Source organism: Gaoshiqia hydrogeniformans (assembly GCF_049347105.1).
GTDB classification, from domain to species: Bacteria; Bacteroidota; Bacteroidia; order Bacteroidales; family Prolixibacteraceae; genus Gaoshiqia; species Gaoshiqia hydrogeniformans.
Genome location: NZ_CP186334.1, coordinates 5,362,452 through 5,385,420, shown reverse-complemented (window position 1 = coordinate 5,385,420; position 22,969 = coordinate 5,362,452). Strand labels below are relative to the sequence as shown.

General features: G+C 49.4%; 12 protein-coding genes. All 12 read right to left on the bottom strand.

Annotated elements, in window-relative coordinates:
* Positions 1 to 7: 7 nt before the first annotated feature.
* A complete protein-coding gene (locus ACOIT5_RS21405) occupies positions 8 to 2,029 on the bottom strand; it encodes a thioredoxin domain-containing protein (RefSeq protein WP_423128202.1) in 2,022 nt (673 codons plus the stop codon).
* Positions 2,030 to 2,095: 66 nt separating this feature from the next.
* On the bottom strand, positions 2,096 to 2,887 hold the full coding sequence (locus ACOIT5_RS21400; RefSeq protein ID WP_423128201.1) for a PhzF family phenazine biosynthesis protein: 792 nt from the start codon (positions 2,885 to 2,887) through the stop codon (positions 2,096 to 2,098).
* A gap of 3 nt (positions 2,888 to 2,890) precedes the next feature.
* Positions 2,891 to 5,311, bottom strand: coding sequence for a TonB-dependent receptor (locus ACOIT5_RS21395; RefSeq protein WP_423128200.1), 2,421 nt, complete (start codon positions 5,309 to 5,311; stop codon positions 2,891 to 2,893).
* Between the two features lie 115 nt (positions 5,312 to 5,426).
* Positions 5,427 to 6,956 (bottom strand): family 43 glycosylhydrolase, encoded by a 1,530-nt coding sequence (locus tag ACOIT5_RS21390; RefSeq protein WP_423128199.1) that lies wholly within the window; start codon positions 6,954 to 6,956, stop codon positions 5,427 to 5,429.
* Between the two features lie 39 nt (positions 6,957 to 6,995).
* Positions 6,996 to 9,545 (bottom strand): hypothetical protein, encoded by a 2,550-nt coding sequence (locus ACOIT5_RS21385; protein ID WP_423128198.1) that lies wholly within the window; start codon positions 9,543 to 9,545, stop codon positions 6,996 to 6,998.
* Between the two features lie 23 nt (positions 9,546 to 9,568).
* Entirely contained in the window at positions 9,569 to 12,715 is a 3,147-nt protein-coding gene (locus tag ACOIT5_RS21380; RefSeq protein ID WP_423128197.1) for a DUF6298 domain-containing protein, read from the bottom strand.
* A gap of 62 nt (positions 12,716 to 12,777) precedes the next feature.
* Positions 12,778 to 14,382 (bottom strand): pectate lyase, encoded by a 1,605-nt coding sequence (locus ACOIT5_RS21375; RefSeq protein WP_423128196.1) that lies wholly within the window; start codon positions 14,380 to 14,382, stop codon positions 12,778 to 12,780.
* A gap of 46 nt (positions 14,383 to 14,428) precedes the next feature.
* Positions 14,429 to 15,067: a LamG domain-containing protein gene (locus ACOIT5_RS21370; RefSeq protein WP_423128195.1), complete on the bottom strand. Its 639-nt coding sequence runs from the start codon at positions 15,065 to 15,067 to the stop codon at positions 14,429 to 14,431.
* Between the two features lie 168 nt (positions 15,068 to 15,235).
* A complete protein-coding gene (locus ACOIT5_RS21365; protein WP_423128194.1) occupies positions 15,236 to 17,293 on the bottom strand; it encodes a RagB/SusD family nutrient uptake outer membrane protein in 2,058 nt (685 codons plus the stop codon).
* 38 nt (positions 17,294 to 17,331) lie between these two features.
* Positions 17,332 to 20,913 carry a SusC/RagA family TonB-linked outer membrane protein gene (locus ACOIT5_RS21360; protein ID WP_423128193.1) on the bottom strand — a complete coding sequence of 1,194 codons (3,582 nt, stop codon included), beginning with the start codon at positions 20,911 to 20,913 and terminating at the stop codon, positions 17,332 to 17,334.
* Positions 20,914 to 21,053: 140 nt separating this feature from the next.
* Positions 21,054 to 22,244 (bottom strand): FecR family protein, encoded by a 1,191-nt coding sequence (locus ACOIT5_RS21355; protein ID WP_423128192.1) that lies wholly within the window; start codon positions 22,242 to 22,244, stop codon positions 21,054 to 21,056.
* Between the two features lie 53 nt (positions 22,245 to 22,297).
* Entirely contained in the window at positions 22,298 to 22,912 is a 615-nt protein-coding gene (locus ACOIT5_RS21350; protein ID WP_423128191.1) for an RNA polymerase sigma factor, read from the bottom strand.
* Positions 22,913 to 22,969: the final 57 nt, after the last annotated feature.

The following is a 22,969-nucleotide window of genomic DNA, read 5'->3' as shown; positions in this document are numbered from 1 at the left end:
CAGTCGGTTAGTCGGAAACCAACTGAAGGGCTTCCTCCGGTTTTTCAACAGGAAGCAAACAACTGTTGTTTTGACAGACATAAATCAATGTCTTGTCTTTCTTCAGTCGTTCTTTCAGTAAGGGCAGATTTTCTGTGTCTCCCGGGCAAAACAGGCAATTGGGTAAATAGTGACTTTGCAGCTCTTTGCCCAGGTGGGTGGCTTCCGGTCCGGCAAGGACCACCTCAAAGTGGGAGTCGGCAAAGTTTAGCGCCAGGTTTAGCCAGTTGGCATGTCCCGACGGATATTGAACCACATTTTCACCCACTTTTTCGAGCATGGTTTTGGCAAGCCGGAGGTAGTTGTTTTTTTCGAGCAGGTGGCCCAGCTTAAACAGGTTATTGCTCATCACCGAGTTTGACGAAGGAACCACATTGTCATACACTTCAATGCTTCGGTTGATCAGATCTGTTTTTCCGGCGGGGCTGAAGTAGAAAATGTTTTTTTTGGCATCAAAGAATTGTTCAAACGCGGTTTCTGTCAGTTCGTTGGCTTCGCGCAGGTAAGTTTCTTTACCGCTTACTTCAAACAGTGAAATCAATGCCTGGATAAAAAGTGCATAATCTTCCAGAAAACCATCAATCTTACTGATCCCGTTTTTGTAAGAATGCCGTAAAACGCCCTCTTTTGTTGCCAGCTCGCCGGAAATAAACCGGGCATTCTGCTCGGCCAGTTGCAGGTATTCGGGATCGCCAAATGCCCGGTATGCATCCGTCAGACCGGTGATCGCCAGGGCGTTCCACGATGTCAGTATCTTGTCGTCCAACCCGGGACGTATCCGTTTGTCGCGGCTTTCCATGAGCTTTATTTTCCAGCGCTGTACCTTTTCTTTTAGTTGCACAGGCTCCATGCCGTGTTTTTGGGCAAAAACCGGATCGGTTTCTTTACGAAGCAAAATGTAGTGGCCGTCTTCCCAGTAACCGGTTTGGTTTACCTGGTAATAATCGGCAAACAGGTCAAACTCTTCGCCGATCAAGGTTTCCAGTCCGGCTTTTTGCCAGACGTAAAACCGGCCTTCTATGCCTTCGCTGTCAGCATCGAGCGACGAGTAGAAGCCGTTTTCGGGCGAAAGCATTTCGCGCTTTAACCAGCCGATGGTGTCGGCAACCACTTCCCGGTACAACGGATCCTGAAACTTCTGAAAAGCCTGGGAATACAGACTGATCAGCTGCCCGTTGTCGTAAAGCATTTTCTCGAAATGAGGTACCTTCCACGACGAGTCGGTCGAATAACGTGCAAATCCGCCGACTGCCTGGTCATAAATTCCGCCCAGCGCCATCTTTTCGAGCGTGATTTGTACGAAGCTTTCCGAAATCAGGTCGTGCTGCTGATGCGCCCAGCGAAGCAGGAACAACAGGTTGACGGGCATCATAAACTTGGGAGCTCCGCGGTTACCGCCTTCTTCCATGTCGAAGGATGCCTGCCACAAACCAACTGCTTTGGCGATTTGAGCTAATCCGACCGGGAATGCCTCGTTGCTGAGCGGGATGACGGAGCTTTGCTCAATCCCATGTGTTAAGCGTTCGGCGTATGCTTCGGTTTTTTCGGGATTTTGCAGGTAGTACCCTGCAATTTGCTGCAAAATATCAACCCACGATTCTTTTGGGAAATAGGTTCCTCCCCATACCGGCCTTCCGTCGGGCAGGGCCACAGCGTTCAGAGGCCAGCCGCCCCGGCGGGTGGTCAGTTGTACGGCCGTCATGTAAATCTGGTCTACATCGGGGCGTTCTTCGCGGTCGACTTTGATGCAGATATAATGCTCGTTCATGATGGCTGCCACGCTTTCGTCTTCAAATGATTCGTGTTCCATGACATGGCACCAGTGACAGGCCGCGTAGCCAATGCTGATAAGCAGCAGCTTGTTTTCGGTTTTAGCCTGACGGAGCGCTTCTTCGCCCCAGGGCATCCAGTTGACCGGATTATGGGCGTGTTGCAGCAGGTAGGGCGATGTTTCGTGAATGAGCTTGTTGGTATGCCGGTATTTTTCCATCTGATTGTTTTCCTTTTGTCAGGTAAACAACTGCAGGCCAATCGGGTTCGATATGGACCAATGGGATCACTCTAATTCAACAAATATCTCACCTCGCAGGTAGGTTTTTGTTTTTCCGGCGATCAATACCCGGTCGTCTTGCAGGGTGCAGATCAGTTCGCCTCCGCGCTGCGACAGTTGGCGCGCCTTGAATGTTGTTTTGCCCAGTCGTTTTGCCCAGTAGGGAGTAAGCGTGGTGTGGGCCGACCCGGTTACCGGATCTTCGTTCACGCCCACTTTGGGAGCAAAGAAGCGGCACACAAAGTCAACTTCGTCGCCTGGCGCCGTGACAATGATTCCGCGGGCGTCGGTCTTAGCCAAAATGGTGAAGTCGGGGTTCATTTCCCGGATTTCTTTCTCCGACGGATAAACAAAAAGGTAATCGCTTCGTCCTTTAAAACAGGCTTCGGGCAATTTTTTCAGGGCCTTGATGATCAGGTTTGGGACATCCACGGGCGACAGCTTGTCGGCCGGGAAGTTGAGTTGCAGTAAATCGCCTGTTTTTCTTACCTGCAACAATCCGCTCTTACTTCCAAAAGTAATTTCATCGTCCGGGTAAGCAGCTTCTTCGAAAATAACATGGGCTGTTGCCAGGGTGGCGTGCCCGCATAACTTCACCTCGGCCTTGGGGGTAAACCACCGGATCTCAAATCCCGACTGCGAAGGAACAAAAAAAGCGGTTTCGGGTAAGTTGTTTTCCATCGCGATGGCCTGCATCAATTGATCGTCCAACCAATGCTCCAAGGGCACCACGGCAGCCGGATTGCCTTTAAATAACTTTTCGGCAAAGGCGTCAACCTGAAATAGGGGCAGTTTCATCGTTTAAAATTTAACAGTTAGTTTGAGGTTTATTTTCCGGTCAGTAAGATAATTGGGGACAGCAAACATGTCGCCGTAATTACTGCTAACCCAAAAGTAAGAAACTGTATTGTTAATTCCCAACAGATTTAGAATTTCAAGGGTCAGCCACATATCGTTTACTGTACTCAGGATACTTTTGTTTCGGAACCGGCTTTCGGAGCCGATCAGCGTTTTTGACAGGCCCAGGTCGACACGGCGGTAAGGCGGCATGCGAAAAATGTCCTGATAACGTTGCGAGTTGGGCGGGCCGGTTGGTAAACGCGATCCGTAAAAGGCGGCCAGGTGCAATTTATAAGACGGGTTTCCGGGGAGGTAATCCTGAAAAAACAGGCTGATGTTCAGAAACTGGTCGGTTGGACGCGGAATCAGGCCGTGCCCGTCGCCGGTAATATCTTCACGCGTTTGCAACAGCGAGATGCCCGCCCACGATTCGATACCGCTGACAAATTCACCGTTTACTTTCAGGTCGAGGCCGGCAGCGTAGCCGGTTGCTTGCTGGTCGGCCAGGTAACGTATTTGCACGTTCTCGACCTGGTAAGGAATTAACCGTGAAAAGTATTTGTAGTACAGTTCCGAACTTAGTTTGAACGGCCGGTCCCAGGCCCTGAACATATAATCGGCTCCCAGTACGATTTGTTGTGAATTTTGTGCTTTCGTATCGGGATAAACATTCCCGTCACGGTCTTTCAACTCTTTGAAAAAAGCCGGTTGCCGGTAACTTCCGCCCGACAGGCGAAAAACAAAGCGCGATTCCCATTCGGGAAAATAACTGACGGAAAAACGGGGACTCAGCAGCCACTCATCCGAATAGTCCCAATAACCGGCCCTGATTCCGGCGGTCAGGTATAACTCGCCGGCGGCCAGCGGAACCTGGTAAGTGTCCTGGATATAGGCCGAGGCCCGGATGGAATTCATGCGGTTATCGGTGTGTACGGTCCGGTAAAGCAGAATTTCGCTGCCGGAGTAGGGCAGCGAGTAGCCGGCCGAGTCGCGCATTTCCCATTCGTGGATTTGGTCGGTAATTTTTTCCGAGCGGAAATCAATTCCCCAGTTTAGCAAATGCTGATCCGAATTAAAGGCCCCTTTGTGGGCCAGGCTGATGACGCGGGCTTCGAGCTTGTTGCGGGCATGGTTTAAAAAACTGCCGATGCCGATGTTTAATACGCTGTCGCCGAATTGCCCCGAGGCCAAATCGCGTTCGAGTTCGTTCAGGTAATATTTTCCTAAAATGTCGTAACTGACCTCTTCTTCCGTTTCAAATACCGAGGTGATGAGTTTTAGATTTAACTGACTGATTGGGTGAAAGTTGGCCGAAAGCGCTCCCAACCGGGTCATAAACTCATCTTTTTCCTGACCGGAAAAATAAATTTTTGTTTGCAGCGGCTGGCTCCAGGTCCCGAATGTTGTTTCGCGGGTTTTGGGTACAAAATGATAGTCGTTCCGGGCGAGGTTGCCGAGAAACGACAAGTCGAAACTGCCTGAAATGCGGTAGCTGACATAAGCCTGGAGATCGGTAAAACGGGGGTCGTATTCTCCCGATTCGTCCAGACTGTTTAGCAGGTATGAATTGGTTTTGTAACGAAGTCCGCCGATATAACTCAACTTGTTGTTTTTGCTGTTGTCTTCAACATGGACCGAACCGCCCAGCATACTGGCGGATACAGAGCCCCTGAACCCGTTGGGGCGGCGATATTTGATGTCGAGCACCGAAGCTGTTTTATCGCCGTATTTGGCATCGAACCCACCGGCTGAAAAGCTGACCGACGAAACCAGGTCGGGGTTGATAAAACTAAGCCCTTCCTGCTGGCCGGCCCTGACCAAAAAGGGGCGGTAAATCTCAATGTCATTCACGTACACGAGGTTTTCGTCGAAATTCCCGCCACGCACCGAATATTGCGAACTTAACTCGTTGTTTGACGATACGCCGGGCAGGGTTTTCAGGAGCGCTTCGATACTGCCTGCGCCTGCGCCGGGCAGGTTGGCTGCCCAATGAGGGTCAATTTGCGCGATGTTTGTTTGCCCTTTCCGTTGCTGATCAATCCTGACCTCATCGATTTCCTTCGTATCTTCCGAAAGAGTCACGTTCAATTCAATCCGTTGTTCCTCTTCTGCCGAAATTTCTTTTTCAAAGCTTACATAGCCCACGACGGAAAAGACCAGGGTGATTTTGCGCTTTGCCGGGATGCGTAGCAGGTAATTACCTTTTTGATCGGATACGGTTCCCAACGGAAATCCTTTGATGGAAATATTGGCCAGATCAATGGCCTGGCCATTTGTGCCGGTTATTTTACCGTGAACAGTTGCATTGTTGCTTTGCCCGAAAGAATACTCAGTAAACTGAACGATGAATAACAGGAACAGGAACCGGATGACTATGCGCATGCCCTCTCAATCTAATTTAGGAATTAACTGTTTTGCCGTCGTTTAATTGTGCAATTTACATGAATTTTGTCAAAGGAAAACACTTTAAACAACGGCAAACGCAGTTAGCAACTGATTACAGTTTGTTGTAAACGAACTTGTCGAAAGTCGCTTTGCCTTCGCCAAAAGCATACACACCGGCCCGCAGACTGAGGAATTCGCCAAACACGTTGTTGTTGAATCCGGTGGCGTCAATGCTGCGTTCAACCCGGTTCCAGTCGGTGCCATTGGCGCTGTAATAAAAACTGATTTCATTCTCATCATCCAAAATACGCAGAAAGCCTCGCTTGCCCAGTTCGTTCTTCACCCTGATTTTGGCGCTTTTCTGATTGAAAACGGTAAACTGATCTTTATTTACCGCGATACGCATGTTCCCTTTTTCGTTGTAAAACAGGCATAAACCCGCCGTAACATCCTCATCGATCGTATATTCAACAATCACTTCGTAGTGCCGGTCAGACGAATTAACCAGCAAAGGTGAGCTTTCATCAAACGATTTCCCTTTTGCTTGAAGCACAAGTTGTCCATCTTTCAATTCCACGCGTTCGGGTTCGTACAGTTTGAAAAATTGCCATTGCAATCCCAGGTCTGCGCCTTCGAAGTCATCCGACAGGGCAGTTCCGTTTTCAGAAGGTTTTCCGGTTGGTTTCGTGATGGGGTTTTCACTTTTCACCCCTTCCGGCACCCGAAACCATTGGTCGGCAGTCCATTCAACGGGGAGCATCAGCGTTTGGCGTCCCAGCGTGTGAAAGCCTTTTTCATAACCGTGATACATGATCCACCAGTTACCGTCAATATCGTCTACCAGCGTGCCGTGGCCCTGGCTCCACCAGCGTTCGGCGCGGCTTTCGGTATGCACTATCGGGTTGTAGGGCGAATTTTCAAACGGACCGTAAGGCGATGTGGAACGTGCCGAAACCACCATGTGCGAGGTGGCCGGCCCTGCCGTTCCTCCTTCGGCCACAATCAGGTGGAAATAGCCGTCTTTCACGGTCGATTTGGGTGATTCGAGGCAGAAACATTCGGTGCTCCATTCTTTCGGGAATTCCCAACCTTCGTAGTTGAAAACCGGTTCACCGTCGGTTGCCAAACCATCCTCAGTCAGCTTTACGATGTAGCCTTTCGATAGATATAAATAGCGGTTTCCTTCGTGGTCGGCCACATGGCCGGGGTCGATAAAACCGGGCAGTTTCAGGTCGATCGGATCGGACCACGGGCCTTCAGGCGACATAGCCATTACCACCCAGTTGGTTCCCCCGGCCGGGAAGTAAATGTAATACCGGTTGTTGTGTTTGATCAGATCGGGCGCCCACACCGAACCTACATACCGGTGCAGGGCATGGCCTACCCGCTGCCAGTTGATCAGGTCGGTGGAATGCCAGATCAGCAGGCCGGGGTAATAGTCGAACGAGGAATGGGTCATGTAATAATCGGCGCCGTCGCGGAAAATGGAGGGATCGGGATAGTCGCCGCCTAACACCGGGTTTTGGTAGAAATTTTCTGTGGAAGTTTTGGCTGAATTCTGATTGGTTTTTGGGGCCTGCCGGCTGCACGAATATAGCATAGCTGCCAGCACGATTAGTATTTCAATTGAATTTTTTTTCATGTGGGTCGTGTTAAAAATTTGAGTTTATGACTGCTGAAATTAGTTCCATTCAATTTTCAAATCCTTGATTAATGTGGCGCCTCCGCTCACGGTTCCGGTATGCTGAAATCCGATACCGCCGAAGGTGTTGGGCTCCATTTCGGCTTCCAGGTCTACCACCCGTTTCACTTCCGATTCGTTGTGAACCGTATAATAATCCCTGGCATTATCGGAATGAACCCTTAGTAGATTACCGTTGACCTCTACCGTAATCCGGCAGTCGGGGCGGTAGCACGAGGCCGACACCGGATCGCTGATGGGCATTGCGTTGCCGTTTTCATATTTCATCAACAGGAAGTCGATGGCATCGCTGTATTTGGTGGTTCGGATTAAGCGCAGGGCGTAGCCGGTCAGCGTTTTTGTGTCGAACTTGATGTATACGTCCATGTATTGTGCCCGGGCGCTGCTAAAGCCCTGTCCGGCTGTTTTGGCGGGTACCGCGGTGAAACTGATTTTCATGTCGCCAAACTGGTCGCCAACGGGCGTGTAGCGCAGGCGCGCCCCTTTGGTGGCTTGCACCAGTCCCGTATCCTGTGCCGCGCCGTCAACGCCCGGACCATAGTACCAGGGATCGCGGGTGCTGTCGGCTTCCCAATACCATTCGCGGGTATCGGCAGGGGCATAACCATCAAGTGTCCAGAACCCCGGCAAAACTTCCGGTTGATATGCTGTTGACATCTTCTCTAAATCAGGAATGAAAACATGCGGGTTTTGATTAACATCCTCCGGCGTAATCGCCTTGTGGTAAATGGTTCTTTCTGTATTCCCCGGATGGCAACGCACATGTTTGAGTGAAACACGGGCCATGATGTAATAGCCAATGTCACCTGCAGACAATTGATAGGTTTTCAGGGGTTTGTTGAACCGGGACACCGCGATTTCAACGGGATGTGTGCCCTGCGCATCGCGGCAGCGGTACCAGCTGATCAGCGATTGGTCTTCAAAACGCATGTCTAACTGATAATCGAGCCGAAGCTGACCTTTTTCACAAATCAGGGCGGGACCGGCGCTGAAGTCGGGAGCTTCGAGGATAGACGGCGAAATATACAACACACTGGCCGCTTCAAGTCCTGAGTCGGTACAGGCTGTTACGGTGATCTCCTTCACCCCGTCTTCTTCGTTGACAGGAATAACTTCGCAATCGCCGTTGTCTTTGATGTTTAGCCTGGCCAATGTTTCGTCCTCAGCAGAAATGTTCCAACGTATTTTTTCGCCTTTCATTTCGTAATTTCCGAAACGGAGCGCCCGGGCGCTTAACACGAGACTTTCGCGGCCGGTTTCCAGGGTATCGCGGGTGGACGAAATCAGCAACTGTACCGGAAGATTGCTGTAATCCTTTCCATGTTCTTTTTCAGCTTTTTGTATTTTTTCTTTTATTCCCATCGGGTCCCAGTCGTCGTTGCCGCGCAGCAGGTTCCAGGTGTTGTAAACCAGTTGGTCATTCAGTTCGATGCGGTAGGCGTTAAGCAGCGATTTTGTGGTCAGGTCGACTGTCGTTTGCAGTTTTTGCATCCCAATCTGCAGCGGTTCGTCGTTGAGTTGGTTTTGAAACTGATAGTTGCGTGTCTCTCCCGGGGGATTTTCGCGCCAGCCGACGGCGGTTGCCGTGTTGGAGTGAAAACGGGTGTCGATGACGACTACCTGTCCGTTACTTTTCGTGAAATACTGTTCTCCCCGAACAAACGATTCGATGTTGCAATTCAGGAAAACGGCTCCGGTTCCCGATGTTCCCCAGAAAGGCTTGCTACCGTAAAAATCGAACGTACAATCCAGGTAAACGGCAGAACCGTTCAGCGCATCATCGGTCGATTCGAAATGACAGCGGTCGAAGAGGCTGCGCTTACTGCCCCAGAACGGGCCAAGGTTAAGCCGGCTGATGAAGTGCGTGTTGCGGGCAAACACCTTATCGCCATTGGAAAAAATCAGTTGGGCCTGCACAATGGCCGGGCCTCTTTTTTCGCGTCCCAGTTTCGGTTTCAGCGGGTATTCCAGGTCGATGTTGCAATAATTCCCAAAGGTGATGTTTTCGGCACACAAGCCGTCGCTTTTGATGTTGAACATGGTGAAGTTGCCTTTGGCTCCCATCGTTTGTCCGCGGTTACATGCCAGGATCACATGACCGGGGTCATCGGACAGTCCGTGAAATTTGAGCCATTCACAGTCGATTTCAAGCCCGAAGGGCGTTCCTTCTCCGGCCCTGGGCAAACGGACTTCCGGATCATCCGGATCGTCAATCCAATATACCCAGGGGGCCATGTAAAGCACCATCGGCGATTCTTCGGTTCCGTGGGTCAGCTGTTTTGCCGCCTCGTTTACCGAATTGAAAACGAACGGATAGCCGGCAGCTTCTTCATCGCTTAGTTGTCCGTCAATGAAAAAGGCATTGGGGCCAAGTTGTATTTTCCTGTCCTGATAGGTGATGGACGAACCTTCGAAAACCAGGTGTTGGTACAATTCACCCCGGTGCGATTGAGCCAGGAGGGGAAAGTACCCCGAAAGCAACATGGCGGGAATGACGAGCAGGTATTTTCGTAAGCGGTTTGTATTCATTTTATTAGAGTTTATTTTGTTTTTTACAGATGCAGCCAGGCTACTGCAGGACCGTCAAAAGGCGCTGACACCTCGGTCCCTTTTCCGGAAATCCTGCTGCCGGTGCGTGTGATCTCTCCGGTTGACGGATGAATCCAGTCGAGCCGGTAAGTTTTGTTGTCGCCTGTCAGTTCAATGTTTACAGAAGATGTTTGGCTGAAGATGATGTATCCGGTGCCTTCTGTCCCAAGCAGGTATTGTTTCTTTTCGGCCTTCCCTTTGGTGAAACTTTCCATCGTGGCGGCATCACGAAAAAACTGTTCATCGCCAATGAACGGCAGCGGTGAAAGTGAAGCTCCTGCCATGAAAGCGGCCCAGTTGGCAAACGGATCGCCCTGTCGTGAATAAACCACGGCTTTTTCGGGAAAACCTTGCCGGTATTCGCTCACGGCGCGGTAGATCTGATCGAAGGATGTTTCGCCGACTTCACAGATACGGGCATACTGGCGGCCGGCCAGGCTCACGCCGCCCGGCGGGGCATACAAGCTGCCGTCTTCCCTGTATTGCCATTGGATGATGTCCAGCACATCCACGCAGGCCGAGCGTTTGGGATCGGCCAGGATCGCGTCCTGCACATCCCTGGTTCCGGGGAGCATGACCAAGGCGTTTTGCCCTGTTTCCTTTTCCCATTCGGCAATCACGTCCAGCCAGAATTCCATAAAATGGACCGGTCCGGTGTATTCTTCGCCCGGATGATGGATGATGTTGCGGTTATTTTTAAAGTTATCGAGACTTTTGCGGATATAGTTGCGGTGAAACTGCTTCCGTACGGAGTGGGTGGTATCGTAAAACTCTTCAGCCATGTATACCCGCTTGTCTCCGGCATAGTGTGTATTTTCGGCAAAACCCGGGTTGTTGATGTTGTTGGCCGATCGCCAGGGATAGTCGGCCCAGTGCGCGCCTTCTTCGATGATGTTGTGCTGCAGGTAATGTTCCTGCAGAAACACCAGTCCGTTTCGATCGGCCAATTCGGCAAATTGTTGCAGGCGCATCCAGTACCAGGGGTTCCACCGGCTAAGGTCGTATTTACTGAGGCGGTCAAAGGCTTCTCCCTGTCCGCTGCGGCTGAAAGGCTGCTCGTAAAATGGCGCCCATACGTCGGCATCGGCGCGGCGGGTGCGGGCATGGTCGTCGCGGCGCCGTTCGTACCATAGCGCCGGGAAATTTTGCATCACCACGATTTTGTTCCGCAACATGTCGGTTACCAGCGTGTCCAGGTCGTCAGTCAGTCCGCGACCGGTACGGCCGGGAACAAAACGGACCAGGTTGGGGTTTGGCCGGGTCAGTTGCGAGGGACGGGCGGATCCGCGCCACATGGAGCTGCGGTTTCTTCTTCCGGTCATCAGCCGGTCTCCCAGAAGCAATCGTCCGTTTTGCAGGGAGAGAACCGGACCCTTTCCCTGTTTTTCGGACACTGCCGGCCGGTCGATTTCCTGAAGCATCTTTGCTTCTGAAACATCTGAATGGATCGGGTATTGCTCAATCATCCGGTCAATCCAGGCATCCATGATCAGGTCGGGAAATTTTGAGCGTGCGCTAAATTGAGCCGTCATTTCAGGCGCTGGGGCGGTGGTTTCATTCGATCGGTACACCAGGATCTTATCTGTTTCTACCGATTTTTTACCTGTACGCGCTTCCAGTTGGGCATAGAAAAAACTTTCAGGTTCCAGGAACGTGTGTTCCAGTTCGTGATGACCGCTGCCGTATCCTTGTGCCCAGCTTCCGTAGGCCCAGTTTTGCGCTCCGGGCGGGGCGTCGAGCCGGATTTGGGCGGCCCGGCCCTGCCAGCACAGTGAGTTGGCAGCGCTCCAGCCGCCTCCCTGCCCGTCCACATCGCGGTAAGCAAAGCTAATGTTGCCCCCGTCCACAGTCATCTTATCAAACAGCACACCGTTGGCCCAGCCGCCTACGGCTCCGCTGACGTGGCAGGGGAGGTAGGAATAGCACTGTACAAAAGCGTTTGGGCCCGGTGTGGAAAAACCAACCGAAAAAGCATGATAACCATACTCGGCATAGCACCGCTGAAAAAGTACCTGTTGTCCCAGGGTCTGGAAGGAGTAACGGCGATAGTTGCCAATTTCGCCTACCGGATGAAGTGATTTGCAATCTTCAACCGTGATGCGTTTGGCGGTTTCCCAAACGGCCACCGCCGAGCTGACAAAGTTTTCGGTAACCACCCGGCGCACCCACGAGTCGCAGGCATTTTCGATGATGATGGCCATCCAGCGATGATTTTCGTCTTTCAGATTGGAAGAATCATAGGTGGACACACAACGCAGATTTTCGACTCCGACATTGTTGATTCTCTCGTCCCAGACATATTTGGCAACTGACCCGCCACCAAAATTGGGATCAAGTGAGTTGGTCAGCGGAGCATCCAGGGTAATGGACGTTGGCGAAACGGCCACCACGGTGCGGTCCCAGTTCAGGTCGAAATCGCCCGGTTCCCACTTGGTGAGTTGGTAGTCCACATAAATGCCGATTTTGTCGGCCCCGATGCTTTCGATCCATTCCCGGGTGGAAGGACGGTTAACGATCACCCGGTCGCCCACATGGAAAGTATGTTCGGTATCAAAGGTCAGTTCGGTGCTGTTTACCGGAAAATACCGGTCTGCCAGTTGTACCGGCTGTTCTGTTTTGAGGTCGTTTTTTCCGGCCACACGGATGAGCGTGGTCCGGTCGGTGCCGGTAGCGAGCAGCGTCGTGCCGTCATTTCCGCAGCCGCTTCCTCTCAGCACCACTCCCGAAGCCGCGATGATCAAACTTCCGCTGATTTGGTAGACGCCTTTTTCAAGCAGTACGCTCCCGCGAAATCCTTGTTCGTTCAGGGGTAAACCCGACAGGTAGTTGATGGCAGCCTGAATATCGGCTGTGGCATCGCCTGCTTTATGCGGAACAATGACTTTTACCGGCACATCGGGAACAGGAGCTTCCGAAGCCAAATACCCGCAGTACGAATAATCGGGTAACCGATCGCCGTTGGCCTCGATCCGATATTCCAGCTTTTTATTCTCAGTGATGTGTACCGGCGAGCTGGTGGTGGTTTTGAAATGCGCCAGGGCCATGCCCTGATTGGCATACAACAAAATCAGGAGAATGAATTTTGCGTATTGAAATCGTTTACATTTCATCTTGTGCTTTTTTATTGTTTCTCTGAATTTTCAGAAGTATATGAAAGCGATCAACGGACCCGCTACTCTGCTGTCCGCCCTTCTTTTTTCGTTTTAAGATAATTAATCAGCAGGTGCATGTTGCGGATGTATTCGCCCGTTGAGATGTATTCCTGATCGGTGGTGTCGCGATAGGGCGAAGTATCCGTTTTATCGCCCACATTCTCCGAGGTGAACTCGTCGGTTAGCTCCTGATCCTTTCCGTCGCCGACGTACGGATGGCTGATCATGGCGTGTTTGGCCAGCCAGCGATTTCCCTGGTCGAGGGAACTGATAATTTCCCGGACCATTTCCTCGGTGGCGGGGAAGTTGAATTTAAACCTGTTCAGATCATAGAATTTTTGAGGTGTTCCCGGATGCTCAAATCTTCCGGGCCTGATAGGGGAATCTTGAGTTGCTTCTTCCGCGGAAAGGGCAGCTATGCGGTTGTATTCTTCTTTCAGTTCCTGCAAAGGTACGCGACATTTGCCGTAGTAATGCGACAGCAGGTGCTGGTCGTCGTCGTCGGTGAAATAATAGCCGTAAGCAGCGTTCGATCCTTTTCGGTGGACATACACCGGCTTGTTGGTTTTGGCATCTACAAAAGTAGGGTGGGTACGTTCGCCTTCCGCCTGATCGGCCGGAAGCGCAGTTTCTTCGAGCCAGCGAATGGCATCGGGCACACGGGCCAGAAAACGCTTATCGCCGGTGTATTGGTAAAACTTCAGCAGGAGGCCGGCATTTTCGCAGGTGGTGGAGGGAAGAAAAGCAGCCGGTTCGTAGGTGCGGGCGCCGGCCGCCTCCAGGTCCATGTTCAACTGCTGTCCCCAGGCGCCGCATCCGTCCTGCGACAACAAATAAAAATTCATCCCTCTTTTGATGGGATCGAGAAAACGTTCCTGTCCCAGGGTCAGGTAACATTGGATGAGGAAATGGATGTTTTCCCAGGTTACATCGTCGTTAAATGTGTAGAAGGAGGAATAATCCGGATGGCCTTTTTTGCTGAAATCGTAACGCAAGGGGTAGCGTTGCGGCCAGCCTCCCAGCGGGTACTGGCTTTCGAGGATGAAGCCGATGGCTTTGTCGAGTGCCGGTCGGTAGGCCGGGTCCGTATTTTCAAGATACATACGCAGCAGAAAACGGGCAGCGTCGGAGGTGATGTCGTCGTCGAAAGTGGAGTTGCCGTAGTAGTGCTGAAATTCTTCGAGCCGCCAGCCGTTTTTGCCAATGGTACTGTACCATGCTTTCAGCGAGCGGTCGCCGGCAAAGTCGATCATGTAATTCCAACCCCCTTCGTGGCTCTGGCCCCAGATGATGGCGGCGGCGGCTTTCTGTGCTGCCTGGTAGTAATATTCGTTTCCGGTAGCGTGATAAGCTTCCAGAAACAGGTGCCCCATGCTGATGGTGCCCGGATGTTGCAGCCAGATCATGGTTTTATATGCTTCCATTTCGCCCCATTGACGCGAAAAATCAGGCAGGTAGTACCAGACATAACCGCCGTTTGTGCTGACCGTTTCAACCATAAACCGGGTGGCCCGAAGCATGGTTTCTTCGATCTCGCGGATGATATCTTTTTTTGGCGCCGACATACTTGTGGCTGGTAACATGAAAATGAGTATGAAAAAGAGGCAGATTTTAGTTCTTTTCATCTTGGTAAGTTTGGTTCATTATTGATTTCGGTTTAAACGGTTTGTTTTACAGGTTGATGAATTCTTCAGGTTTTAAGACTTTCGGACTAATTTTTACGTGATAAATGGCCCCTTTAAACCAGGACCGCTTATTCAGCCGGACTCCGAAAGAGCTTTGTCCTGTATTGATCGGACTGCTATTGACCGATCCTTCCAGTTCCTTTTCTTTATTTATGTAGGTAGCCAGGTGGCCGTTGTCGACCACAAAGGCGGCATGGTACCACTGGTCGAGCGGGTGCAGCAGGGTGGAGTCGATCAGGGCAAGCTTTTCGGTCCCGCTTTGCAGGTAAGCATCGAAATACCAATGGGTAGCCGTGTTGCGTGTTTCCAGCAGGACGCGGTCGGCATTTGCCTCGCCGCAGTGAAAAAAGCGTTGTTCAAAATTACCCTGGCTTTCGGGACGAAAAATCACTTCGATGGTGAATTGAGTCAATCCCTTTAGCGGCATTTCATTCAGGAAAATGCCATCATCCCGGCCATCAAACCAAACGGCTTTCCCGTATGGGGAATCGACTAGCTTGGGAGCGCCGCTAATTTCGGAATATGATTTTGATCCCAGGAACTCTGCCGGAAACAATTCAATGATTTGGGAACGGGTAATCAGCGGGAAAAATAGGATGAACATCAGGAGTGCAGCGGTTCTCATAGGAGGTTTTTAAGGTAAAGATAGTGGCATTTCAGAGAAGGATGGTTTGAGATCGTAAAGAATGAGGCCATCCATTTGGACGGCCTCTCTTTAAATCATTTGAAACGGTAACTGATTCTTGAAAACGTTCAAACTTTTAATACAGCTTTCAATAATCAAACATCATTTTTACTGATTGGGCAATCCGTAACCATTTTTTACCTTACCTTTCGATTGGTCAATTACTACCAGGGGCATTGCATGGAAGTAGCGGGGCGCGCTGGTCTCACGGCCTACTACGCCGTCGAGAATAGCAGCATCCAACATCGCTTTGGCATTGGCGTCACTCCAGATCCGGATCCCCCAATTCACTCTGGTATATCCGTCAGCGACCAATGCTAACGCTTCTGCGCCGTTAGGATCAATGTAGTTATACAAACCTTTGATGGCCAGATTTTTGGCTGGGTAGTTCGCGTGGGCTGCAGCGCCCCATTCGTAGATGCCGCGCCAGCCCGGGTAGAGCGCCGGGTTACTTTCGTCAGGACTTTGTGTGACTACAGCAGCGCTGCCACTGCCTACCTGTACAAACTTTGTCCAAATATAATTGGAAAAGGTCCTTCCGCTTGGGAATGTGTAGTATCCGTTTGCTTCAAGGCTTGTCAACATAGCTGCCATTTCCTGGCGAACTGCAATGGCCCTTTCGTTGAACTTACCCGAACGGATCATGTCCCAACGGATATCGCCTTCGCCCAATAATTCCAATTTGCGCTCATTATAAATGGCATTCAACAAGGCCTCGCCTGTGAGCCCGGAAATGTTTTTGCTTGTATTGCCAAAAGCCCGTTCACGAATCTGGTTTACCAGCGAAATCGCTCCGGCATTATCGGTTCCTACAATTGCTTTGGCTTCGGCAAGCATCAGCATCGCATCAGCCATCCGCATGATGACGTAGTTGATACCTGTCGTACGGTTTCCTGCATTTGGGTATGCGGGTACATCTCCTCTGTTTTTGTCCCATTTATTGATACTTGGGCCGCCGCCGCCGATACGGGTGCCTACGCCGAGCGGAATCAGGTTTTCCTGTCCGGTTGCCGCGTTGCTTCCGGTTACCACCATACTGACGTCGCGACGCTTATCGCCGGCTTCGTAAGCATTATAGAAGAAGGTGGGAATGATGCGGATGGCAGCAAAGGTATTTAAAACACTCATCACCGAACTGTTGGAACCGGGACGCCCCATACTGTATCCATATTCAGCATTTCCAACGCCGGCAACCGTTCCGATTTCAAAGAGCGATTCGGGACTTACGCGTCTCGAATTCACTTCCTGAAAATGTTTTTGGAAGGGATTGTTGGCTGCCCGGCTGTCTGTTGTGATCAGGGTTGCCGTTCCTTTGTGGGTATTCACAGCTGCATTCAGGTATTGTTCAGCCATTTTGATATAATCCAGATAATCCGTACGTCGGGCATAAACGCAGGCTCCGTCATTGGACCCCTTTTCCTCAAATTGCACAGCGCCGTACAATCCGGACACATCCGTGCGAATGGTTTGCCATGAACCCGCGTGAAGCGCGATCTCGCCGATTAGCGCATTGGCGTACGTGCGGCTAATCCGTTCAGCGGTAATTCCGCCTTGCCCTAATGTGTACATTTTGCTTTCTACAGCTTTAAGTTCATCCAAGATCTTATCTATAATCTCGAAGCGTGAAGTCAGCTCGTATTCTTCCACATATTTGTTTTCATAGCCAAAGGGAACATCGCCAAAATGACGTACCAGTTCCCAGGCGCAAAATGCCCACAAGGTTTTAGCTTCTCCGTAAAGATGTGTCCAATCGGTAGGTGCACTACCTGTAAGCTCCGTCTGGTATTCTCCTTTTTTTTCTATTAAATCGGCAACACGGGCAGCGCGTGCAAGTGTAATGTTCAAGCTATTATACAGACCGGCACTTGCATTTATTGTGACCGCAGTGGGCTGCAAACGTGCAATTACATTGTTTGCCGTAGGAAATTCGCTCATATATTCAGCATCAGATCCCAGCGGGTCCTGCCAGTTGTAGTTTCCGCCGTGTGCTGCATTTTGGCGATATTCGGCATATGCCCACGATAGCGCTTTAAAGGCTTCGGCAGGACTCGACATCACAAAGTTATCGTCTGATTGACCCTCATTTGATACATCCAGGTAGTCGCTGCATCCGGTAAACATGAACGGCAACAGCGCCAGGCATATATATAATATTATTTTTTTCATCATTGTTTTTTTTAAAGATTATTGTCCATTTACGCGATTTAGAAAGTAGCATTTAATCCAATCACAAACTGACGGGCTCGGGGATAGGTTCCCCAGTCAAGCCCGGGAGTAGGATAACGGGCGTTGTTCATGTTTTCATTCGTATTTACTTCAGGGTCAAGTCCCGAATAACCCGACAGGGTAAATACATTGTAGATAGATCCGTATGCGCGGATGTTGCTTATTTTAGCCTTGCTGAGCAACTGTTTTGGCAAGGTATAGCCCAAAGTCAGCGTGTTGAGGCGAAGGTATGAACCGTCTTCAATACCGATATCGGAAACATAGCCTTGTTGCAGATAGGTTGACGGCAGGGTTGCATTTGCGTTGGCTGCATTCAACTGTTCGGGAGAGGTCAGGCGTACCAGGTTTCCATTTTGAATTTCGAAAAGAGTATAAGAGTCTTGCACGATAGCCAGCTTATTGCCATACAGACCGCCCCCTTTGTTCAGGTTATAAAGCGTTGCCAATTTATTGGCGTTGTAGATATCGTTGCCGTAACTCCAGTTAAAATACAGGGCAAGATCGAAGTTTTTATAACTGGCGTTGACGTTGAACCCGCCGGTGTGTTTGGCATTCATGTTACCGATCTCGACATAGTCCTTGTCGTCAATTACACCGTCTTTGACAGCATCCACAAATTTAGGTAAGCCCGGATAAGCCTGTTGTTCCCCGGGAACCAGGCCTCCGCGATAGGAAACAAATGCTTTTGAAAGATCGGCAACGCCATCTTTCAGCGTGTACATGCCGGTTGCAGCGTCGAAATTGAAATCGTCGGGCGTATAATAGCCTTTACCATCCATTTTATAACCCATCACGATACCAACGGGTTTACCAACCTGCAGGGCGTAGTCGGCATTCGGAATACCTGATTGCAGGAATTGCGTTCCGTATGCGCTTTGAAGCCCTTCAGCAAGCTCGTCTATATTTCCCCTGTTAAAGTTGATGTTGGCGCCTGCCGTAATATTCCAGTCCTGGTTCTTGAATAATACGCCATTCAGTGAGATTTCCACTCCTTTGTTGCTGGTTTGACCAATGTTGGCGTAACTGGTTGTAAATCCGGTGATCGAAGGAATGTCGGTCAGCATCAGCAAGTCTTGTGTTGTGTTTTTATAAAGATCGATCGTTCCCCACAAACGGCTGTTATAGAGCGTAAAGTCGAGACCGATATTGCGGGTAATGGTGGTTTCCCATTTCAAATCGCGGTTGGCCATTTGACTGGAAGCCAGGTCATAAGAAGGCTGAAGTTCATTGTTTAAACCATATTGCCAGCGCGTGTCACTTTCGGATGCCCACAATTGCGACCATTGATCGGCGCTAATGGCATCATTTCCTACCTCGCCGTAAGATACGCGAAGTTTCATGTCGTCGAGCCAATAGGTGTCTTTCAGAAACGATTCTTCCGAAACCCGCCAGGCAACAGAAGCAGCGGGGAAGTATCCCCAACGGTGTTCGGGCGAGAAGTTCGAAGAGCCGTCGGCACGGAAGGTAGCAGTAAACATGTACTTGTCGAGAAGCGAATAGTTTGCCCGGCCGAAATAAGATTGAATACGGCTTGGCGTAGAAACTCCCGAAGAAATTACGAGGTCTGATCCGTATTGCGAAATCATGGCAAATGCATTCGCCTTTGTAAAGTTGTTCGGAAATTTTCTGCCGGAGATACGCATGTTTGTTCCGCCCGAGTCTGTGATTTCCTGACCAATCAGGGCATTGATCCGGTGAACCTCTTTCAGTACTATTTCATAGCTCAGGGTGTTTGTCCAACGCAACGACCAACCTTCGTTCTTTCTAAAATCGGCATCACCAGCCCATTTATGGGTTCCATCGCCATTCAGGTAGTTTTCCTCGTTAAAACTGGCAGGTGTAGGGCCTCTCCATATTTTATTCTGCGTATAATCGCGGGCCAGGGTCAATTCCGTGCGATAGTTTAGCCCCTTTATAATTTCCCAGTTTGCGCCGGCTGTACCACGAAGTGATTGCCTTAAAGTCAGGTTCTCCCGGTCTTTGATCACTTTTACAGGGCTGTACATGTCATCAAATACAAAAGACTCCTCACCCAAAGAAGCATCACCCAGGAAAGACAGGTCGCCTTTTATATCTTCCATTGCGATCGGACGGAAACGGTAAGATCCTGAGAGTGCAGAACCGTACCCATTGGTGGTACTTTCATTCCCCAGGGTTTCCCGATCCGTATAACGTACGTCTAAGTTGAAGTCCAGCTTTTTGCTTATTTTCTGGTCTAACTTGAACGATGCCGTAGCTCTTTTGGAATAGGAGTTCAGCTTCATCCCGTCTTCGTCCATGTAGTTAACCGTGAAAATAACTTTTGTCTTGTCTGTTCCGCCGGTAATGGTGAGGTCATGGTTGTGCGAGAATGAACTGTTATACACCTCCTTTTGCAGGTTGTATGGCGACACATTTTTATAGGCATCAATACCGGCAGAGTTACTGCCCGTATAGGCTCCAATGCCAAACAATTGTTGAAACGGAGTGGTATAAGTAGTTCCGAAATAGACATCAAGCAGTCCCCATCTGTTTACCAGGTAATCGTATGGATCAAAAGTATCCAGATATCCGGTGGGGGTATTGAATTTTACATACCCGTTATAGCTCACGGTAGCCTGGCCTTCTTTGCCCCTTTTTGTCGTAACAAGAATAACCCCGTTTGCTCCGCGTGCACCGAAAATAGCGGTAGAAGAAGCATCCTTAAGCACGTCAATGCTTTCCACCATATCAGCCGGAATATCGCTGATATTGCCGGGTATTCCATCAATCAAAACAAGCGGATCGTTGCTTTGGGAGATAGAACCTCCGCCACGAACGCGAATGGAAATTGTCGCATCGGGACGTCCATCCTGAGACATGATATTCACGCCGGGAAGGCGTCCCTGGAGCGCCTGCGCCACGTTGGCAACCGGAATGGCAGCGAGTTGTTCTCCCGAAACGGAAGCAACCGAGCCGGTCACATCCCGTTTTTTCATGGTGCCATAGCCAATGGCTACCACTTCTTCCAGTCCGATGGTTTCCTCTTGAAGGGTAACATTAATTTGGCTGCGTCCGCTCACCTGAACTTCCACCGGTTTCATCCCTACAAATGAGAATTGCAGGGTCGCATCGGCAGGTACGTTGTTCAGGCTGTATTGCCCGTCGAGATCGGTGATGGTACCGTTGCCGGTGCCTTTTATCACCACTGTAACCCCGGGGATCGGTTCGCCGCTTTCTCCCCTTACGACACCGCTTACGGTTAGGTTTTGCTGCATCACTGTTGCCGTCCGGATGTTGGTGGCGTTGCTTTTTAAGATAATTTGCCGGTCGACTACTTCGTAAGTAATCCCGGCCTGTTCGGCTAATTGGTTAAGAATGTGGTCCAACGATCTGCCTTCTGATTCAATAGTTACTTTTTGACCTTTTCTGAATACTTCATCCTGGTACAAAAAATAATAATTTGTTTGATCCTCAACTAATTGGATAAAGTCCCGAACCGGAACATCTTTTAATTTCACATTCAAGGACGTGTTCTGGGAGAAGGTATTTCCCCAACTGGTGATAAAAACCAGACATGAAAATAAGAAAGTTAGTTTCATTTTTCTTAGAATTAATCTGCAACCCTTTACAGCGAAAGGGTCACCCATTCGTGATTTTTTCATAAGTTTGTCATGTTTTAATTATTATACAAGTAATTAATCGTATCAGGCTGGTCTGTGCTCGCAACACAGGCCAGCTTTTATTTAATCAAATATTTACCTTCTTCTGTTCTTGTAATTTGAATATTGGCGGTTGTTGCCAATATCTGTAATACGTCGTCTTTTTCCTGCTGTAAAGCCAGTTTCCCGGTGATTTTTTTCTGTTCCAGGTTTGAGTTGTTGTAGCTCGCCTGAATATCGTAATAGCGTTCGAGCTTTTCAATTACCTTGTGAAGTTCAACGCTTTCGAAATTTAAAAAACCATGATGCCATGACGTGTAATTTTCGGCCTTAACTTGTTTTTTATAAATGGTGGCATGGTCTTTATCGTAATACAGAATGTCATTGGGTTGCATGGTGTATTTGTTATTCAGCAGGCTGAACGTATTTTCGGATATATGCACTTTACCTTCCGCGAGCACGACTTCAATTTTTTTATCTGAAGCATAGGCCGATACGTTGAACGCTGTTCCTACTGCTTCTATTTGTACATCGGTTGTTTTTACGAGAAAAGGTTTTTCAGGATTGTGCTTTACCTGGAAGTAACCTTCGCCAATTAAAAACACCTCGCGGTGTTTCTCTTTAAAGACATGAGGAAAAAGCAGGCGCGACCCGGCGTTGATGTGGGCCACGGTACCATCGGGTAAGGTCAGGGCCGAATTTTTTCCGTATGGAACAATGATCTGGTTAGTACCTGGTTTGCCTGACTTTGTTGCTACCGGGATGGTATCGGTCTGGTTGATCACGACAGCGCCATTGCTGAGGTAATCGACTTGGGAATGTTTCTCGCGCAAGGTGATGCTGTTTCCGTCAGACAGAATTAAGCGGGCATGTCGTCCGTTAAAAACGGAAACATTGGCCATTTGTGCACTGATTTCGCGGATGGTATTTTGGTATTGATACTGCGTAATGACCGTTCCCATGGCAAAAAACAACAGCGCCATGGCCGCGTATTTCAGTGTGTTCAGAAAAAGTTTACGGATTTTATCCGATTTTTTGCGCCGGGTGATTTTCGTGTAAATTCCGGGAAAAAGGGAATTTATTTCATGTCTGGAAACGGATCTCCCGGTTGATTTTAAGTGGATCAGAATCAGTCGGGCTGTTTCGATATCGGCTTGTTCTTCCGGATGTTCATCCAGATATGTCTTCCAGTACTGTCGCGTTTGTTCATCGGACGAAAGAGCCCGGCGTACAAATTCTGTGTTTTCGAAATAGGCAAAAATTTTATCCATAGGAAGACCTTTACATCAGTAAGGTCGCGGTCCGGAAAAAACATGGACAGTTTTTACCGGCTTTTTTTCAGGAAAATCAGGAAAAAATTACTAAGTATTTTTGTGTCAATGGTTTCCCGGAGTGTTTTTATGGCCCGGTAAATTTGTTTTCGGGCTGATTCGACACCGATTTTTAGAACTCTTGCGATTTCGGGATAGTCTAATTCTTCTTCAAATTTCAGGTAAATAATTTCCTTTTGCTTCGGAGACAATCCGGCAACGGCCGCTTGCAGTTTTTGCTGAATTTCTTTGGATAATTCTTTTTCAATCAGGTACTCCTGAATATTGTATTCGGTTGAGAATTCCAGCTCGTCTCCTTTACCTTCAATTACCTGGAACTGCCATTTCTTGCGGTGGTTGATTTTTTTCAGCAGGTTGTTTTTCAGCGCAATAAATAAATAGGCTTTCAGGTTTTTAATTTGCTTTCCAAAACGGTCGCGCTTCAGGTATAAATCAACAAATACTTCCTGAAGGGCATCGCCGACAAGTTCGTTGTCTATATTGAACTTGCGGCCATAAGTTAATAAGCTTCCTGCGTAGCGTTCGTAGATGATTGAAAACGACCGGTCGTCGCCTGCCAGAAAAGATTGCCAGAGAAGTTCAATCGGAAGTTGTTTGATGTCATCCATTTACCATTGCCAAATTTTTGCAAAGATAAGAATCGATTTAAATCATGAAATTTATCC

Bases quoted from the DNA above. Each gene is read 5' to 3' on its own strand.
- ACOIT5_RS21350 (WP_423128191.1), bottom strand. From the start codon at position 22,912: ATGGATGACATCAAACAACTTCCGATTGAACTTCTCTGGCAATCTTTT.
- ACOIT5_RS21365 (WP_423128194.1), bottom strand. From the start codon at position 17,293: ATGAAAAAAATAATATTATATATATGCCTGGCGCTGTTGCCGTTCATG.
- ACOIT5_RS21380 (WP_423128197.1), bottom strand. From the start codon at position 12,715: ATGAAATGTAAACGATTTCAATACGCAAAATTCATTCTCCTGATTTTG.
- ACOIT5_RS21375 (WP_423128196.1), bottom strand. From the start codon at position 14,382: ATGAAAAGAACTAAAATCTGCCTCTTTTTCATACTCATTTTCATGTTA.
- ACOIT5_RS21370 (WP_423128195.1), bottom strand. From the start codon at position 15,067: ATGAGAACCGCTGCACTCCTGATGTTCATCCTATTTTTCCCGCTGATT.
- ACOIT5_RS21400 (WP_423128201.1), bottom strand. From the start codon at position 2,887: ATGAAACTGCCCCTATTTCAGGTTGACGCCTTTGCCGAAAAGTTATTT.
- ACOIT5_RS21405 (WP_423128202.1), bottom strand. From the start codon at position 2,029: ATGGAAAAATACCGGCATACCAACAAGCTCATTCACGAAACATCGCCC.
- ACOIT5_RS21360 (WP_423128193.1), bottom strand. From the start codon at position 20,913: ATGAAACTAACTTTCTTATTTTCATGTCTGGTTTTTATCACCAGTTGG.
- ACOIT5_RS21395 (WP_423128200.1), bottom strand. From the start codon at position 5,311: ATGCGCATAGTCATCCGGTTCCTGTTCCTGTTATTCATCGTTCAGTTT.
- ACOIT5_RS21385 (WP_423128198.1), bottom strand. From the start codon at position 9,545: ATGAATACAAACCGCTTACGAAAATACCTGCTCGTCATTCCCGCCATG.
- ACOIT5_RS21355 (WP_423128192.1), bottom strand. From the start codon at position 22,244: ATGGATAAAATTTTTGCCTATTTCGAAAACACAGAATTTGTACGCCGG.
- ACOIT5_RS21390 (WP_423128199.1), bottom strand. From the start codon at position 6,956: ATGAAAAAAAATTCAATTGAAATACTAATCGTGCTGGCAGCTATGCTA.